The organism is Hydrogenophaga sp. PAMC20947, assembly GCF_004795855.1.
Lineage (GTDB): Bacteria > Pseudomonadota > Gammaproteobacteria > Burkholderiales > Burkholderiaceae_C > Hydrogenophaga.
Window position 1 is genome coordinate 3380314 of record NZ_CP039252.1, and the last position, 16582, is coordinate 3396895.

Genomic DNA, 16582 nt, shown 5'->3' on the forward strand with positions numbered 1-16582 from the left:
AGGAGGCCCCCTTATGGAACGCATCGCCGTCATTGGCGCCGGCATCGCCGGCATGGCAGCCGCACACACGCTGGTGCAAGCCCCCCATGCCCGGCACATCACGCTGCTGGAGGCCTCAAACCATTTCGGCGGACACGCCAACACCGTTGACGTCACACTCGACGGCGTCACCCACGGCGTGGACACCGGCTTTCTGGTCTACAACGAACGAACCTACCCGGGCTTGATCCAGCTATTTTCAGAGCTGGGCGTGCCCACAGTGGCATCGGACATGTCGTTTTCTGTACAGGCGCGCAACGACGGCCTGACCTGGAGCGGCACCAGTCTCGCCACGGTGTTCGCGCAAAAACGCAATCTGCTCAAAGCTGACTTCTGGCGCATGTTGCGCGACATTCTTCGCTTCAACCGCCTGGCCACCGAACTGGCCGAACAGAGCGACAGCCCACAACCCCAGCAAACCACCGAAGCCTTCCTGACGACGCACGGCTTCAGTCGTGCGTTTCAAGACTGGTATCTATTGCCCATGATCGCCTGCATCTGGTCTTGCCCGCGGGAGCGCATGCTGGCGTTTCCCATTGCTTCGCTGATCCGCTTTTGCCACAACCACGGGTTGTTGCAGGTCACACAGCGGCCGCAGTGGTTCACCGTGCGCGGCGGATCTCGAGAATATGTGCGCCGCCTCATTGCGCGGCTGCCTGACGCCCGTCTCAACACCCCGGTGATGTCGGTACGGCGTCTGCCGTCGGGCGCCCTCGTGCAAACCGAGGGCGGCAGCGAGCACTTCGATCAAGTGATTTTCGCCTGCCACCCCGATCAGACCCTGCGCCTGCTGGGTGACGACGCCAGCGTTGGCGAACGCAAGGTGTTGGGCGCCATCCGCTACCAGCCCAACCGCGCGGTGTTGCACACCGACGCCAGCCTGCTGCCCGAGCAGCGCGCCGCCTGGGCGGCGTGGAACTACGAAACGGGCGGTACCGATACCCGCGAAGCGGTGTGCCTGCACTACTGGATCAACCAGCTGCAGCCTCTGCCCTGGCAACAACCGGTGATCGTCTCGCTCAATCCGCTGCGCGAACCCGAACCAACCCAGGTAATTCAGACCTTTGAATACGACCACCCGGTATTCGACGCAGCCGCCTTGGCGGCCCAGCAGCGTCTGTCTGCACTGCAAGGTCTGCGCGGCACCTGGTACTGCGGCGCCTGGACCGGCTACGGCTTCCACGAAGATGGTCTGCGCTCGGGCCAGCTCGTAGCAAACGCGCTCATGCAGACAGAAGACGCCCCTTGGCAGGACGCCGCATGACGACGCCGGCCCGCACCCTGATCGGCCGGGGCCGCGTGTGGCACAAGCGCCTGCGCCCCACCCTCCACAGCTTTCACTACGCCACCTACTTCTGGCTGCTGCCCATGCGCTCGTTGCGTCAGGCGCCACAAGCGCTGATCCAGCGCAACAAACGGGGGTTGATGAGCTTTCACGACCGCGACCATGGCGACGGCCGCGCCGATGCCCTGGACTGGTTTGAAGAACTGCTCCTCGGTGCCGGTGTGCAAGACGCCGACGGTGAAGTCTGGTTGCACACCTTTCCCCGCGTGCTCGGCTTTGTCTTCAACCCGGTGAGTTTCTGGTACGCCTACCGCGCCGATGGCTCGCTGGCCGCCGTGCTGGCCGAGGTGAACAACACTTTTGGTGAACGCCACGGCTACCTCCTGCGTGGACCCGAGCTGAAATTTGGCGCCGAAATGCGCGCCGACAAAGTCTTTCATGTGTCGCCGTTTTGTTCGGTCGAAGGCCAATACCGCTTCAATTTCCAGGTCCGGGCCGAGCCCGGTCAGGCACCGCACAGCACGCTGGTGCGCGTGGACCACGACGACACCGACGGCCCGCTGCTGCAGACCAGCGTGGGCGGTCGGCTGGCACCACTCACGCACCGCAACCGCCGCCAGGCATTTTTCGGCACACCCCTCATGACCTTCGGGGTCATGGCCCGCATTCACTGGCAAGCGTTGCGCCTGGTGCTCAAACGCCTGCCCTTTCATCGCCAACCCCCTGCCCCCAAGCAGTTCCTGACATGAACACCACTTCAGCGCCCTCGATGGCCGCCCGTACTGGCAACAGCACCCCGCCTGCGGCCGCCCGCGTCGTCCTCAACATGCTCCAGCGCTTGCAGCAGGGGCAACTCACCCTGACCTTGCCTGACGGCAATACCTCGGTCATACAAGGCAACAACCCTGATAAGGAAAGCGCACTCCACGCCACCTTGCACATCAGCGACTGGGCCATGTTTCGACGCGTGCTGCAGTCGGGCGACATCGGCTTGGCCGAGTCGTACATGGCCGGCGAATGGCACAGTGCTGACCTGAGCGCCCTGCTCACCCTGCTCATCGCCAACCGCGAAGTCCTGGAGCAGGCGGTTTATGGCAGCTGGTGGGGCTCATTGCTCTACCGTCTGAAACACGCCTTCAACCGCAACTCTCGCCAAGGCAGCGCGCGCAACATCCACGCCCACTACGACCTGGGCAATGCCTTCTATGGCGAATGGCTGGATGCGTCGATGAGCTACTCCAGCGCCTGGTTTGAAGAAGGCAACCGCAATGCCCCGCTGGAGCCGGCCCAACGCGCCAAAGAAACCCGAGCGCTGCTCGAAGCTGGAGTCACCAATGGCGCCCGGGTGCTGGAAATTGGGTGCGGCTGGGGCAGTCTGGCCCGCACCGCCGCACAAGACTTTGGCGCCAGCGTGACGGGCGTGACTTTGTCAACCGAGCAACTCGCCTGGGCGCAAGCCCGGTTGCGCGAGCGGTGCCTGACCGGCGCCTGCGACCTTCGATTGCAAGACTACCGAGATCTGCCGCGCGAGTTCGAGCACCAGCCTTTTGATGCGGTGGTTTCCATTGAGATGTTCGAGGCCGTTGGTCACGAATATTGGGACAGCTACTTCGACACCTTGGGGCGCTGCCTCAAACCGGGCGGATTGGCCTGCATCCAGAGCATCACCATCCGTGATGACCTGTTTGATCGCTACATGAAGTCCACCGACTTCATCCAACAATACATTTTTCCTGGTGGCTTGCTGCCCAGCGTGTCCCAATTTGAAGCCCTGGCCAAACGCCATGGTTTTGTGGTCGAGCGCCGCCTGGCCTTTGGCGCGGACTATGCCGAAACCCTGCGTCGCTGGCACACCCGGTTCAACCAGCGCGAAGCCCGCGTTCGCCAGCTCGGGTTCGACGAACGCTTCTTGCGTTTGTGGCGCTTCTACCTGTCTTATTGCGAAGCCGCATTCGAGCTGGGCAACACCGACGTGGTGCAGTTCACCCTGCGCCGGACCTGAAATGAGGGACTACACACCCCCCGCTGAACCGCAGCTGTCGCGCCGCCACGTACTGGCCGCAACGTCAGCGGCGGTGATGAGCTTGCTGGCCTTCCCATTGACCCCGGCGCAAGCCCAAGGCCAGCCAGCGATGCACTTGGGCCAGATTTCTTCCGTGTTGCGCCAGCCACGGTTGCGCGGAGAGGCACAACTGCGGTTTTTCGGTTTTTCGGTATACCAGGCCCGTCTCTGGACAGAGCCCGAATTTGAAGCCAGTGCTTATGCCGACCACCCCTTGGTGCTGGAACTGCTCTATGCACGCTCGCTGCAAAGCGAAGCGATCGCCGAGCGCTCTCTGACCGAAATGCAGCGCGGCCGGACCATCAGCCGCGAACAGGGGTCGACCTGGCTGGCTGCGATGCGCCGCACTTTTCCCGATGTCAGCGAAGGCGATCGCCTCACAGGCATGTACCGGCCTGGGCAGGCCACACACTTTGAATTCAACGGGCAGTTGCGGGCGCCGGTCAACGACAAGGCTTTTGGTCCCGCCTTCTTTGGCATCTGGTTGGCAGAAAGCACCTCGGAGCCCGCCATGCGGCGCCAGTTGCTGGGCCTGGACACCAAGGCTCCACGATGACGCTCGAAGCGGCAGCGATCAACACGCCGAGCCCGGCCGTGGATGCGGCGCCTCCACAGTTGCCTTGGGGCGCCTGGGCCGGTTTTCGGTATGGCGGCCTGGGCCTCGCACTGGCCTTTCTGGCTTTGCCGCTGTATGTGAACCTGCCCGCTTTCTACGCCGATCAACACGCTGTGCCGCTGGCCACGCTGGGATTTGTGCTGTTGATCACACGCGTGGCCGACGCCGTGCTGGACCCGCTGATCGGCCGCTGGATCGACAGCGTATTCGCTCAGTCTTCACAGCTGGCTTGGCGCATCGGCGCGGCCGCCGCAACCGTGTTGGGCGCTGGATTCACGGCACTGTTTCATCCGCGAGGCGAAGGGCCCCTGTTGTTGCTGTGGTTGTCACTGGCTTTGTTGGTGACTTACGTGGCATTCAGTGTGCTCAGCATCGTTCACCAGACATGGGGAGCACGACTGGGCGGCGACGCCCATCAGCGCGCCCGCGTCGTGGCCTGGCGGGAGGGCTTCGGTTTGCTGGGCGTGTTGCTGGCCAGCGTGCTGCCGGCGGTGGCGGGCATGAGCACCACCAGTGCGGTGCTGGTGCTGGCCTTGGCCGTCGGTCTGTGGCTGCTGTCGCGTGCGCCCCGGGCCACCACCACCCACCCCTCCACACCCCAAGTGCAGGCGCGTTCGTGGGCTCAGCCCTGGCACAACCCAGGCTTTCGCCGCCTCCTCGCAGTGTTCTTGCTCAACGGCATCGCCAGCGCCGTACCGGCCACCCTGGTGTTGTTCTTTGTTCGCGATCGGCTTCAGCTGCCGGCGCTGGAGGCGTTGTTCCTTGGCACCTATTTTGGCGCGGCCGCTTTGTCGGTGCCCTTGTGGCTGAAGGGTGTGCGGCGCCTGGGTCTGGTGCGCTGCTGGTTGATCGGCATGGCCCTGGCTGTTGCGGCTTTTATCTGGGTGCTGGGGTTGGGCGCGGGTGAAGCTGCCGGCTTTGTGCTGGTCTGCCTGATCAGCGGCGTTGCCCTGGGCGCCGACCTCACCGTGCCCGGCGCCATGCTCACCGGCCTGGTGCACCGCAGTGGGCTTGGCACACAGACCGAAGGTGTGTACGTCGGCTGGTGGAACGCCGCCACCAAACTCAATCTCGGCCTGGCCGCAGGCGCCACCCTGCCCTTGCTGGCGCTGGGCGGCTATGCGCCGGGCAGCACCAGCGAACAAGCCCTGCACACCCTCACCTTGGCCTATGTGGTGGCCCCGTGTGTGCTCAAAACCCTGGCCGCTGCGCTGCTGTGGCGCGGCTGGATCACTCGCAAGGAACTGTCATGACCCATCTACCCTTTATTCTTCCACTTTCTTCCTCTCGCCCGCAGAGCCGTCAGCACCGTCAACGCCGCCTGGTGCTGGCCGGCACTTTGAGCGCGCTGGCGCTCGCGCTGACCGGATGTGCCGGACCACAGCTGGCCGACCATGCGGACGAAACACCGAAGTTCGATCTGCAGACCTACTTCACTGGCGACCTCATTGGTCATGGCATGGTGAGCGATCGCGGAGGGCGTGTGATCCGACGCTTTGTCGTCGACCTGCGTGGCGAATGGCACGGCAATGAGGGCACCCTCGACGAGCAATTTATCTACGACGACGGCGAGCGCCAGCAGCGCATCTGGCGGCTCCGAAAGCTGGGTGATGGTCGTTACTCGGGTCGGGCGGACGACGTGGTTGGCGAGGCCGTGGGTCAACAGGCTGGGGCCGCTTTCAACTGGCGCTACACCATGCGCCTGCCGGTGCGCGGCGAGGTGTATGACGTGCAGTTCGACGACTGGATCCACCTCATCGACGAAAAGACGGCCCTCAACCGAGCCATCATGAGCAAGTGGGGCGTGCGCGTGGGTGAAGTCACTTTGTCATTCACACGGAAGTAACGCCGTGGCACTGAACCCTTCCATTCGAGACTGGCGAGGCCAGGTGGTGTGGCTGATCGGCGCATCCTCCGGCATCGGCCGGGCCACAGCCGCTCGGCTGCACGCCTTGGGCGCCACGGTCATCGTGTCCGCACGCAACGAAAGCGCGCTGCAACGGTTCACCTCGCAGCACCCAGGCAGCCAGGCTTTGCCGCTGGATGTGACCGACCTCACTGATGTACAAACCTCGGCGGCGCAAGTGGTGGCTGACAACGGCCGCCTGGATCTGGTGCTTTACTGCGTGGGTCATTACAAGGCCATGCGCGCCGACGCATTTGACCTGGCCGAAATGCAGCGCCACCTGAGCATCAACTACACCGGAGCCCTGCATGTGCTCGACAGCGTTTTGCCCACGCTGATCCAGCAAGGCCACGGGCATTTGAGCCTCGTGGCCAGCGTGGCGGGCTACCGCGGCTTGCCCAACGCGCTGGCCTATGGTCCCACCAAGGCGGCGCTCCAACACCTGGCAGAAATCCTCTACCTCGATTTGCACCCACTGGGCCTGGGCGTCTCGGTGGTCAACCCGGGCTTTGTCGCCACCCCGCTAACCGCTGACAATACCTTCGACATGCCCGCCCTGCTCACCCCCGAGCAGGCGGCCGATCACATCATTCAAGCCTGGTCCAAAGGGCAGTTTGACATTCACTTTCCCAAGCGCTTCACCCTCTGGCTCAAACTGATGCGCCTGCTGCCTTTCAGCCTGTATTTCCCCGCCATTCGGCGGACCACAAGTTCATGACGCACCACCCCACCCAGCCGCCAGGCCATCCGCCCTCCGACGAGCGCACTTTGCACGTGGTGGCCTTCTTTGAGTCACTGACACCCGTGTCGCTCAGGCAGCTGCCGACCGTCTACAGCGAAGAAGCGCGGTTCATCGATCCTTTCAATGACGTGTGCGGCTTGCCCGCCATCTCGCAAGTATTTGCCCACATGTTCGACAACCTGCAAGGCCCTCGCTTTCGGGTGCTGCAGACGATCACTGAGGGCGACCACTGCTTCATGCTGTGGGACTTTCATTTCACCCGCCAGGCCGGCGCTCCGGGCCAGCGCGTGCACGGCGGCAGCCATCTTCACTTTGCACCCGACGGCCGCGTTGACTGGCACCGGGACCATTGGGACCCGGCCCGTGAAATATACGAAACCGTGCCCTTGCTGGGCAGCGTGATGCGCTGGTTGCGCCGCCGCCTCCAGGCCAGCGCCTGATCGCTGGAAATAGGCGGATCGTTCAACACGGCACGTCGATCTGCTGCGCGGGTGATTGACGAACCGCAGGCTGCATTTCGCCACATCCGGACTGGGTGGCCGTGGCCGGTGTGCCGAGCAGGGCAAGGCGTTTCAACGCCGGCCAAAACAGTCCATCAGGAGGGATGTGCTTCGGACTCTGATCCGGTCTTGGCATTTTTCCGGACGTCTCTGTCTTCGCTATGGGCGTCCTTGTCAGCGTCGCTGGCAGCGATCGACTTGACTGACGGATTCGACGGGGCTTCAGGTGCCAATGGGGCGCCAAGCTGCTCCAGCATGAGGATGGCGTCGCGGAGTTTGAAGGGTTGCAGCAAGATGCGCCTCACATCCAGCGCCTTCAAATCTTTGATCAGCTCCACCGTGCACACCGAAGACATCACCGCCACCGCCAGATGGGCGCTGCATGCAAACTTTCCAGCCCGAATCTCGGCGAGCAAGTTCATTGCGGCACCGTCCAGATCCAGCGCCACCACCATGCCCTCAAGATCACCGTGGTCCAGCCAAGCGTTGGCTGCGGCCACATTGGTCGCCTGGTGAACTCGGGCCAGGTCCAGATCGCGGCACACGGCCGCCAAGGTGCCCCGGACCAGATTGTCGGGCTCGATGAGCAGAATGTGCGGAGGCTTTGATCGAATTGGAGCGTTCATACAACAGCCTCCTCCCGGCGGAACAGCTCGTCGACCACAAGGTCACGCAGCCCGCAGAGAATCGCCACATCCAGCCGGTCAAAGCTGCGCGGGCGCCGGTCAAGAATGCACAGCGTCCCGACCACCTGGCCATAGGGCAAGCGCAAACCCGCCCCGGCGTAAAAGCGGACAAAGGGTTGCCCGATCACCATCGGGTTGTCGGAAAACCGGGGATCCTCCAACGCATCATGCACCACCAAGGGCGCCGCCTGGACAATGGCATGGCCGCAGAACGACACATCGCGAGGCGACTCGCGGGCCTCCATCCCGAAGTTGGACTTGGCCCACTGCCGGTCCCGATCGATGAGAGACACCGAGGCCATCGGCACATCAAACTCGCTGGCCGCAAAAGCGGAAATGCGGTCAAACCGCTCTTCCGGTAGCGTGTCCAGCAAAACCAAGTCGCGAAGCGCTTGCAACCGCTTTTTTTCGTTGTGGGGTAAGGGCGCGTGCATCATTTTGATCTCTCCTGACCACCAGAACCAAGCCGCGCCCAGTGCAGCGCTTCCTGACTCCGAGCGGTAAAAATGGGGCGGCGACATCGGGCCCCATGGTGCTTGTATCGTCACGTCAACCAGAAAATTGAGCCCAACCGGATAAACAAGGCGGCCTCTCGCTCGGTACCCAGCCCCTCTTCCCATTCATACATAAGCAAACTACGATATATACCCATTCCCCCACAATGTTCCGGAGACCCCCATGCACCCTGTTCAACCGATGCGAGCGGCATTTCGCCACACCTTGGCCGGTCTGCTCTGCTGGGCGCTGGCCGGACTGGTTCATGCTGCCGACGCCGCACCCGCCATGCAAGTGAAGCAAGTGGGCCCCCACAGCTACTACGTTGAAGGGTTGTCGGCCCTGGGCTCTGGTGCCAACCAGAATTTCATCTCCAACGCCGGCTTTGTCATCACGCCCGAGAGCGTGGTGGTGATCGACGCCTTGGGCTCCCCCCAGCTGGCCGAGCGTCTCACCGCTGAGATTCGCAAGCTCACGCCATTGCCCGTCTCCAACGTCATCCTCACCCACTACCACGCCGACCACATCTACGGCCTGCAGTTCTTCAAGGCCTTGGGCGCACACATCACGGCCCATGAGTCGGCCAAGGAGTACATCCAGTCCGACACCGCACGCCTGCGCCTGGAAGCTTCACGCACCGATCTGGCGCCCTGGATCAACGACAAGACCCGACTGGTGGAAGCCGACACCTGGATCAGTGGCCCCACTTCGCTCAAGGTCGGGGGCATGGTGTTTGAGCTTGACCACGTGGGCCCTTCGCACACGCCCGAAGATCTGACCATTTTTGTACCCTCCGAAAAGGTGCTGTTCGCAGGCGACCTGTTTTTCAACGGCCGTCTGCCTTTCGTGGGCAAGGCCAACAGCAGCCAGTGGATCCAATCGCTGGAATTGATGCTCGCGCACGACGCAACCACGGTGGTGCCCGGACACGGCGCGGCATCGACCGATCCGAAGAAAGACATTGGCGTGACGCGCGATTACCTCAAATTTCTGCGCAGTTCCATGGGCCAGGCGGTGCAAGACTTTGTGCCCTTCGAGGATGTCTACAAACAGACCGACTGGAGCACCTTCGAGCACATGCCCATGTTTGGCTTTGCCAACCGCATGAACGCCTACAACACCTACTTGCTGATGGAAGAAGAGGCGCTGGAACAGAAGCGCTGATACAACGCCCTCGACAAAGACCTCAAGCCTCGACCCATGCGGGGTGCTTGCCGATGCGCTCCAGCAGAAAGTCGATGAAGGTTCTGACCTTTCCGGTCAACACATTGGCCTGCGGGTAAATCAACCTCAGCGCCGATTGATCGTTCACCCGGTACTCGGGCAACACCCGCACCACAGTGCCTTCGCGCAGTTCGCGGTGCACGCTCCAGAGCGAATTGACCGAGATGTCGGCCCCGGCCACGGTGGCGGCGCAAGCCCGCGCAGTAGGCGAGTGGCGCAAGCGTGTGCAAGCCGCTGGCCGCCCCGATCACCCGGCCATGGAATCAATCCACATCGACCTCGCCGCAGACCCCGAAACCCTGCCCAGCCCCATCCACCTGGGTTTTCGCATCGGTACAAGGCATTTGACCGCCTATCTGAAAGCCATGGAATCCATCGGCATCAACCACGTGGCGCCCAATCTGCGTTTCAATCGAAGCCATACCGAAGACACACTGCAACGCTTGGCCGATCAGATCCTGCCCGACTTTGCCGAATAAAGGAGCCCCCACATGACCACCCCAAAAACCACCCCACTCACCATGCTCATCACCGGCGCCACCGACGGCATCGGCCTGGCGACCGCGCGCCAACTGGCACCGCAGGGCCACACCTTGCTGCTGCACGGGCGCAACCCGGACAAGCTGGCCAATGCACAAAAGGCGCTGCTCGCGATGCCCGGCGTTGGACGCATTGAGACCTATGTGGCCGACCTGTCGCACCTGGCCGAAGTTGAGTCCCTGGCCCAGGCCCTGCTGCAAAACCACCAACAACTCGATGTGCTGATCAACAACGCCGGCATCTACCGCACGCCCGAGACCCGCACCGCCGATGGGCTCGATGTGCGCTTCGCCGTCAACACCGTGGCACCCTATTTGTTGACGCAACGGTTGCTGCCGTTGCTGGGCTCCACAGCACGCGTGGTCAACCTGTCCTCTGCTGCCCAGGCCCCGGTGGACCTCGACGCCTTGGCGGGCCGTGTCCCGCTGGCCGACATGGCCGCCTACGCGCAAAGCAAGTTGGCGATCACCATGTGGACCAACCAGATGGCATTCGCGCTCAAAGAAAAAGGCCTTCAAAGCCCCATGGTGGTCTCGGTCAACCCGGGCTCGCTGCTCGCCACCAAGATGGTGAAAGAGGGCTTTGGCGTGGCCGGGAACGACATCGCCATCGGTGCCGACGTCCTCTGCCGCGCCGCGCTGGCAGGCGAGTTTGCCGACGCTGGTGGCAAGTACTTCGACAACGACGCTGGCCGGTTTGGTTCGCCTCACCCTGATGCGCTGGATGCAAAGAAGAATGAGGCGGTGGCGGACGCCATCGAAGCGATCATCGGCAAACTCGAGGGCTGAGGCGGCACCACGCAACGCAGTGCGCCAGCAACCGCTGCGGCCAACAATGGAACCTCTGGGCATCGCGCGATGCACCGGGGTATTTTGTCTGTGCTCGGCTACGCTGTGCATGAGCCCCTATCCGGTCACAGGTCTGCAGGGCCCGGAGGCTGATGTTGGGTGTGAACTTGAACGGCTGAAGTCGACCCAATGGCGCCAACGGCAGTTTTCTAAGGAAACGACAGGTCTGGCTTGAGAAACGACCTTCGCCCACACCGCCAACCATTTCGATGGCAGCGAAAGCAGTCGTTTGAGCGTGAGCCCGAAACAAGCCACTGGCGACATAGGGGTCGGGTGCCGTCCTGGGCGCCGAAAGACCCGGCGACAACTGGCCGCCAAGGCCAGACTCGTCTCGAATGCGGCCCTCAGGATCAGGACGCGCGCAACGCTATGTCAAGCAGCCGGACCAAAAGCGGCGGGTGCAAACGCTTCGCTGATTTCACGTGTGATTTGCAGGAAGTGGTCGACGTCGGCGACGGAATTGCAGTGCAGTGGCGAGACACGGATCGCGCCTTCCAGACTGAAGGAATCGAGCATGCGCTTCGAATAGAGGCTGGAGGCCACACGCTCATAGACAATCACGCCGCGGCTTTCGTACTCACGCACCGCATCGGTGTGGCCCAGGTGGTCAAAGCCAATGGCCAGGATCAGGTCGCGTTTGCTCAAGTCTTCGTAGTCGAGGAACACCTTCACCTGCGGCAGCGTGCGCAGGCCTGCGACACTTTCGCCGCCGTTGAGCAATCGCGCCAGCAGGGCCCGCTCATGCCGCTCGATGCGGTCGATGCCGCAGACGAACAGTTCGCGGCGGTTGGTGCTCCGAACAAACTGGCTACCGAGCCAGCAAACATAGTTGACGATTTCGGTGACCACGGCGAACTGCCAGGGTGCCGAACTGCCCAGATCCCAGAAATCCGCTTTCTTGCCTGCCAGCTTGTGGTGCGGCAAGGTGGCGGCGCGGTCGGACAGCCAGGCCAGGCCCGAGCCTCTGCAACCGAAGAACTTGTAGGGGGCGATGTTGATGCCGTCGACCGGGGTCTTCTGCAAGTCGATCAGCCCGTGCGGCGCATGCTGCACCGCGTCGACCAGGATGTAGAGGTCGGGCTTGATCGCGCGGGCGCGTTTGACGATGGCCTCGATATCCATTTTGGCGCCTGAGATATTCGACGCGTACATCACGCTGAGCAGGCAGGTGTTTTGGTCCACTTGCCCCACGATCTCATCCACATCGATGCCGCCGGTCACCGGGTTGCTTTTCGCGACCCGCAACTCCTTGCCGGTGCGCTGGGCGTACAGGCTCATCGCATCGAACGACGATGGGTGTTCCAGGATCGAGGTGACCATGTTCGTGCCGGGCACGTTTTCCGTCACGGCGCGCACCATGTCGAACATCGCCCCCGATGCGGTCAGAGAGGCATACACGCTGCCACCGCGGGCATTGAGGATGGTGCGCACGTCATCGGTGCCCTCGGCCTGCACCTTTTGTAAAAACAGCGACAGCGCGTGGATGCGCTCGGGGCAATCCGGCAGTGAGTCGATTCTTACAAAGGCCTCGGTGGCGGCCTTGAGGCGGAACGAGCCGCCAGCGTTGTCGAAGAACAGCCGCTCGCGGCCTTCGATGTCGTGGTCAACGTAGTGAAAGCGGTTTTTGATCTCGCTCATCAACGCGTCGGAAAACAGCAGGCCTTGGTGATGGGTGTTCATCGTGAGTCTCTATGTCAATGGCATGGGGTTCAGGGCAACGCCCCAGCACGCAAATTGCAGGTCAAACGGCGCGCTCCAGGTGAAGTTGGCGCCAACTGCTGTAATGGCCAGAGGCCCTGGGCTGATGCCCAGGGCCTCTGGCGCGGGCAGGCTTCAGAGCCAGCCTTTTTCCTTGTAGTACTTCACCGCGCCTGAGTGCAGCGGTGCCGACAGACCGTTTTTGATCATGTCCTTCGGGTCAAGGTGGGCGAACGCTGGATGCAACTTCTTGAAGTCTTCAAAGTTCTCGAACACCGCCTTCACCAATTCGTACACGGTTTCGTCAGACACCTTGGAGGAGGTCACGAAAGTGGCCAACACACCATAGGTGGGTGTCGGATTGGGGTGGCCGGCGTACAGGCCGCCGGGAATGCTCACCTTGGCGTAATAGGGCGCACCCGCCACCAGCTTGTCCACAGCCGCACCGGTCAACGGCACCAGCTTGGCGCCGCAGGTGGTGATCGGATCCTGGATCCATCGCCGATGGGTGGCCGACGCTGGAGAAGAAGCCGTCGATCTTGTTGTCGCACAGGGCGGCGCCTTGCTCATCGTTCTTGAGCTCTGACACCAGGCCGAAGCTGGCGGTGGTCCAGCCCATGGCGCTCAGCAGTTCGTCCATTGAAGAACGGGTGCCTGAGCCCGGGTTGCCGATGTTGAAGCGCTTGCCCTTGAAGTCGTCGAACTTGATGATGCCGACTTCTTTGCGCGCCAGCACCGTCATCGGCTCGGGGTGCACAGAGAACACAGCGCGCAGCTCTTTGTAGGCGCCGTCTTTCTCAAACTGCTTCAAGCCGTTGACCGCGTTGTATTGCACGTCCGACTGGGCCACGCCAAAGTCGAGTTCGCCGGCGCGGATGGTGTTGATGTTGAACACCGAGCCACCAGTGGATTCCACCGAGCAACGGATGCCATGTTTGGGGCGTTCCTTGTTCACCAGGCGGCAGATAGAGCCCCCAGCGGCGTAGTACACGCCAGTGACTCCGCCGGTGCCGATGGTGGTGAATTTCTGTTGCGCCATCGCGCTGCTGGCGGGCAAGGCCATGGTCAAAGCGGCGGCCATGCTCAGGGCCAGGCGCAATGGGTTCATGCGGATTGTCTTCATGGAATCAACTCCTCGAGATGTGAATGGGGAAGGTGGCCGTCGTCGCAACGACCGTGCCGGTGAACAGGATTCAGGTACGAATGGGCTTTCGGGGCGGTGAACCGTGGGACCAGCGTGGAACAAATTGTTGGCCATCCACGCCAAGAAAAAAAGCGATATTTACTAATCAAATCAGATCACTTAAAGTGATCTTATTTACGGGATAACCCCCACGACCAACGGTCAAGGAATTTCCTCAGCGGAGCGCCCCCATGTTTTCTTTCAAGCAGCTCGAAGCGCTTTACTGGATCGCACAGCTCGGCGGATTCGCGGCCGCCGCACGCAAGCTCAACACCACCCAGTCGGCGGTGTCCAAACGCATCCGCGAGCTTGAATCGGTCATCGACGCGCCGATGTTCGAGCGCGACCGGCGCCAGGCGCGCTTGTCGGAAAAGGGCGAAGAGATGCTGCTGGTGGCCCGGCGCCTGCTGGAGCAACGCGACGCCGCCATGGAACAACTGAGCCAGCCCGAAGCCATCACCCGGCGCGTGCGCGTTGGCGTGACCGAGCTCACCGCCATGACCTGGCTGCCGCGCCTGGTGCAGCGGGTGCACCAGCAATACCCCAAGGTGGTGATCGAGGCCGAGGTCGACCTGAGCGTCAACCTGCGCGACAAGATGCTGGCCGACGAGATCGATCTGGTCATCGTGCCCGATGTCTTCGCCGAGGCCCGGTTCTCGATCGAACCCATGGGCGCGGTCGAAAACGCCTGGATGGCCCGCCCCGGCCTGCTGCCTGCCGGGCGTGTCTTGCGGGTGAACGATCTGGCCGCGCACCCCATCCTGACCCAGAGCGGGTTGTCGGGTACCGGGCTGATCTATCAGCGCTGGTTCAAATCGATTTCAGTGGCCCCCGGCACTTCGATCTCAAGCAACAGCCTGGTCGCGCTGATCGGCTTGACGGTCTCTGGCATGGGCGTCAGCTACTTGCCTCGCCATTGCCTGGCATCGCTGATCGATCGGGGCGTACTCGAAGTCATCGAGACGTCGCCGGCGTTGCCCGAGGTGAAATACGTGGCCTTGTACCGGGGTGAGCGCAAGAGCGGGTTGATTTCGTCGATCGTCACGCTCGCGCAAGAAAGCTGTGATTTCTCGCAATTGTTTCAGACAGAAGTTGCAGAAGGGCGGGCCGGCTCAAAGACGCCATCAAATACAGATTTGTTTAGATAGGGCCTATCCAAACTGCTGCGACGTTGGTTGGGGTTGCATGACCGTGGGTGACTGCTCTGGAGCATGTGCATATTCGTTGTGCCCTGAGCCAAGCAACCCGACAACCGTCAAGTCCGGCGAGGGCGATGCCAGGCCAACCGTGAGCGGCGATGATTTTATCTAGCGCAGTTGCGTTTTCTCGATGCGCCTGCTGCATCTCAATAGCGTGGTCGCCATACAGTCTTTCTTCCCTCAGAAGATGAGCACGCTTACCGGTATCGCGTTGTTTGAGAGCCATTGGCTCCTCAAGCAGCTGCTGATTCATTCTTGATGCGCCGCAAAGAGGTTCTTGTTAACGACTGTCGTCGCAAGTACCGATGGCAATGTCAACTGACGGGCCAGCAGACTTGTTCTCTGCAAGTCCGCAACGGGTCTGAAAACGACCCTTCGGCCTGGAGCCTTGACAGACACCGGCCATCCGATCCGACCGGGGTTGAGCGGCCGGTCTCTGAGACTGCGAGATCAACCTGTCGACTCTGACCGACCGGTCACAGAGTTGAGTCGGGCGGGAACATGGTGAACCTTTGGGTAAACAGTTAGCTAGTAAAGTGCTGGCTCAATCTCTTTGAGGGGCCCTTTTCATGGAAACCAAAACCCTGGCTGGTAGCTGCCTGTGCGGCAGCGTCCGCTACACCGTGCGAGGCGAGCCGCAGCGCGCCTTTCACTGCCACTGTTCGCGGTGCCGCAAAGCGACTGGGACAGGCCATGCATCGAACCTGTTCGTTGCCGGCACGCTCACCTGGGACGCCGGCGAGGCGCTGGTGCGCCAGTTCAAGGTGCCCGAGGCCCAGCGGTTCACGAATACGTTCTGCAGCGAATGTGGTGGACGAGTACCGCGGTCGGCCGCAGGGTCGGGCATGGTCATGATCCCAATGGGGTCGCTGGACGACGACCCGGGAATCGAACCACAGGCGCGGATCTTCCAAAGCTCGCGAGCGGCCTGGTCGTGCAGCGACCAGGCGCTGCCCGGGTTCGACGCGATGCCGGGCTGAAGGACGCGCCCTGGAGCCGATGCTGGAGTGCGTTCAGGGGGCGGAACATCTGAAAACGCTGAAGTCGCAACGTTTGCAGGCGCAGATTCGGCGCGGCCGAAACGGTGATCGGGATGACGTTGCCCCAGGAGTTGAGCCGTGCACGCAAGAAGGCCCCCTCAGACCGGCGGGTACTGGGTCAGTTTCTGGCAGGGAACAGCCCCTTAAAAACCATTCTTCACGGCGCGCTGCAGCATTGCCTGGCTTCCAGACAGTGGTGGCATGTGCCGACATTGAGCCTCACTCAATCCTCGAGCACCACACCCAGGGCGCGCAACTTTTTCGCAAACGAATCCCTGCGCTTGTCAGCCCTTGCAGACGTATCAACGGCCGCCTGAACGGCCTTTGGGCCTTTATTCGCAACCGTACTGATCAACCCGAATTTGTGCGCCGCATCGGCCTTCGCCCGCTTGTAGGTGGCGAAGAGTTCGGGATGGGCAATGGATGAATTCATAAGTGGCTCATTGTATGAAACAGGGTTTTCAGAAAGGCGCCTGCGCAACAGAAGACGTCGAGAACGAAAAAGCGGTGAGGGCTTTT

General features: G+C 62.1%; 18 protein-coding genes and 1 pseudogene. 13 read left to right on the forward strand and 6 right to left on the reverse strand.

Translation table 11 applies throughout. The annotated features are described in order from the left end of the window. Positions 1-13: 13 nt before the first annotated feature. The 8 genes from E5678_RS15410 to E5678_RS15445 are packed head-to-tail and all read left to right on the forward strand — an operon-like array spanning position 14 to position 7090. On the forward strand, positions 14-1303 hold the full coding sequence (locus tag E5678_RS15410) for an FAD-dependent oxidoreductase (protein WP_136179345.1): 1290 nt from the start codon (positions 14-16) through the stop codon (positions 1301-1303). After that, positions 1300-2073 (forward strand): DUF1365 domain-containing protein, encoded by a 774-nt coding sequence (locus E5678_RS15415; protein WP_136179346.1) that lies wholly within the window; start codon positions 1300-1302, stop codon positions 2071-2073. The genes E5678_RS15410 and E5678_RS15415 overlap by 4 nt, the downstream gene beginning before the upstream one ends. Next, complete coding sequence (locus E5678_RS15420; protein WP_136179347.1) at positions 2070-3326, forward strand: cyclopropane-fatty-acyl-phospholipid synthase family protein; 1257 nt, start codon at positions 2070-2072, stop codon at positions 3324-3326. Before E5678_RS15415 ends, E5678_RS15420 begins: the two co-directional genes overlap by 4 nt. A 1-nt stretch (position 3327) precedes the next feature. Further along, positions 3328-3942, forward strand: a complete 615-nt coding sequence (locus tag E5678_RS15425; RefSeq protein WP_136179348.1) for a chalcone isomerase family protein — start codon at positions 3328-3330, stop codon at positions 3940-3942. Continuing rightward, positions 3939-5255 (forward strand): MFS transporter, encoded by a 1317-nt coding sequence (locus E5678_RS15430; RefSeq protein WP_136179349.1) that lies wholly within the window; start codon positions 3939-3941, stop codon positions 5253-5255. The genes E5678_RS15425 and E5678_RS15430 overlap by 4 nt, the downstream gene beginning before the upstream one ends. Continuing rightward, positions 5252-5848, forward strand: a complete 597-nt coding sequence (locus E5678_RS15435) for a DUF3833 domain-containing protein (protein WP_136179350.1) — start codon at positions 5252-5254, stop codon at positions 5846-5848. Before E5678_RS15430 ends, E5678_RS15435 begins: the two co-directional genes overlap by 4 nt. A gap of 4 nt (positions 5849-5852) precedes the next feature. After that, the gene (locus E5678_RS15440; RefSeq protein WP_136179351.1) at positions 5853-6626 is read left to right on the forward strand and encodes an SDR family NAD(P)-dependent oxidoreductase; all 774 of its coding nucleotides are present in this window, start codon (positions 5853-5855) and stop codon (positions 6624-6626) included. Beyond that, on the forward strand, positions 6623-7090 hold the full coding sequence (locus E5678_RS15445) for a nuclear transport factor 2 family protein (protein WP_136179352.1): 468 nt from the start codon (positions 6623-6625) through the stop codon (positions 7088-7090). The genes E5678_RS15440 and E5678_RS15445 overlap by 4 nt, the downstream gene beginning before the upstream one ends. 155 nt (positions 7091-7245) lie before the next feature. Here the strand turns inward: E5678_RS15445 and E5678_RS15450 are convergent, their stop codons facing one another. Continuing rightward, positions 7246-7776 carry a hypothetical protein gene (locus E5678_RS15450; protein WP_136179353.1) on the reverse strand — a complete coding sequence of 177 codons (531 nt, stop codon included), beginning with the start codon at positions 7774-7776 and terminating at the stop codon, positions 7246-7248. Next, positions 7773-8273, reverse strand: a complete 501-nt coding sequence (locus E5678_RS15455) for a GAF domain-containing protein (protein ID WP_136179354.1) — start codon at positions 8271-8273, stop codon at positions 7773-7775. The genes E5678_RS15450 and E5678_RS15455 overlap by 4 nt, the downstream gene beginning before the upstream one ends. 241 nt (positions 8274-8514) lie before the next feature. Here E5678_RS15455 and E5678_RS15460 point away from each other — a divergent pair, with 241 nt between their 5' ends. Next, the gene (locus E5678_RS15460) at positions 8515-9495 is read left to right on the forward strand and encodes an MBL fold metallo-hydrolase (protein ID WP_247596797.1); all 981 of its coding nucleotides are present in this window, start codon (positions 8515-8517) and stop codon (positions 9493-9495) included. 22 nt (positions 9496-9517) lie between these two features. Here the strand turns inward: E5678_RS15460 and E5678_RS15465 are convergent, their stop codons facing one another. Beyond that, a complete protein-coding gene (locus E5678_RS15465; RefSeq protein WP_136179355.1) occupies positions 9518-9775 on the reverse strand; it encodes a LysR substrate-binding domain-containing protein in 258 nt (85 codons plus the stop codon). A gap of 37 nt (positions 9776-9812) precedes the next feature. Here E5678_RS15465 and E5678_RS15470 point away from each other — a divergent pair, with 37 nt between their 5' ends. Next, on the forward strand, positions 9813-10034 hold the full coding sequence (locus E5678_RS15470) for a hypothetical protein (protein WP_136179356.1): 222 nt from the start codon (positions 9813-9815) through the stop codon (positions 10032-10034). 12 nt (positions 10035-10046) lie between these two features. Beyond that, positions 10047-10883 carry an SDR family NAD(P)-dependent oxidoreductase gene (locus tag E5678_RS15475; RefSeq protein ID WP_136179357.1) on the forward strand — a complete coding sequence of 279 codons (837 nt, stop codon included), beginning with the start codon at positions 10047-10049 and terminating at the stop codon, positions 10881-10883. A gap of 432 nt (positions 10884-11315) precedes the next feature. On the opposite strand, the gene E5678_RS15480 is transcribed toward E5678_RS15475, so the two are convergent. After that, a complete protein-coding gene (locus E5678_RS15480) occupies positions 11316-12623 on the reverse strand; it encodes an aminotransferase class V-fold PLP-dependent enzyme (protein WP_136179358.1) in 1308 nt (435 codons plus the stop codon). 153 nt (positions 12624-12776) lie between these two features. Further along, positions 12777-13749 (reverse strand): annotated as a pseudogene (locus E5678_RS15485) (TAXI family TRAP transporter solute-binding subunit). Between the two features lie 266 nt (positions 13750-14015). Between E5678_RS15485 and E5678_RS15490 the strand changes: the two are divergent. Both E5678_RS15490 and E5678_RS15495 read left to right on the forward strand, forming a co-directional pair. Further along, positions 14016-14972 carry a LysR family transcriptional regulator gene (locus tag E5678_RS15490; protein ID WP_136179359.1) on the forward strand — a complete coding sequence of 319 codons (957 nt, stop codon included), beginning with the start codon at positions 14016-14018 and terminating at the stop codon, positions 14970-14972. A 620-nt stretch (positions 14973-15592) separates the two neighbouring features. Next, positions 15593-16003: a GFA family protein gene (locus tag E5678_RS15495; protein ID WP_136179360.1), complete on the forward strand. Its 411-nt coding sequence runs from the start codon at positions 15593-15595 to the stop codon at positions 16001-16003. Between the two features lie 283 nt (positions 16004-16286). On the opposite strand, the gene E5678_RS15500 is transcribed toward E5678_RS15495, so the two are convergent. Continuing rightward, the gene (locus tag E5678_RS15500) at positions 16287-16496 is read right to left on the reverse strand and encodes a hypothetical protein (protein WP_136179361.1); all 210 of its coding nucleotides are present in this window, start codon (positions 16494-16496) and stop codon (positions 16287-16289) included. Positions 16497-16582: the final 86 nt, after the last annotated feature.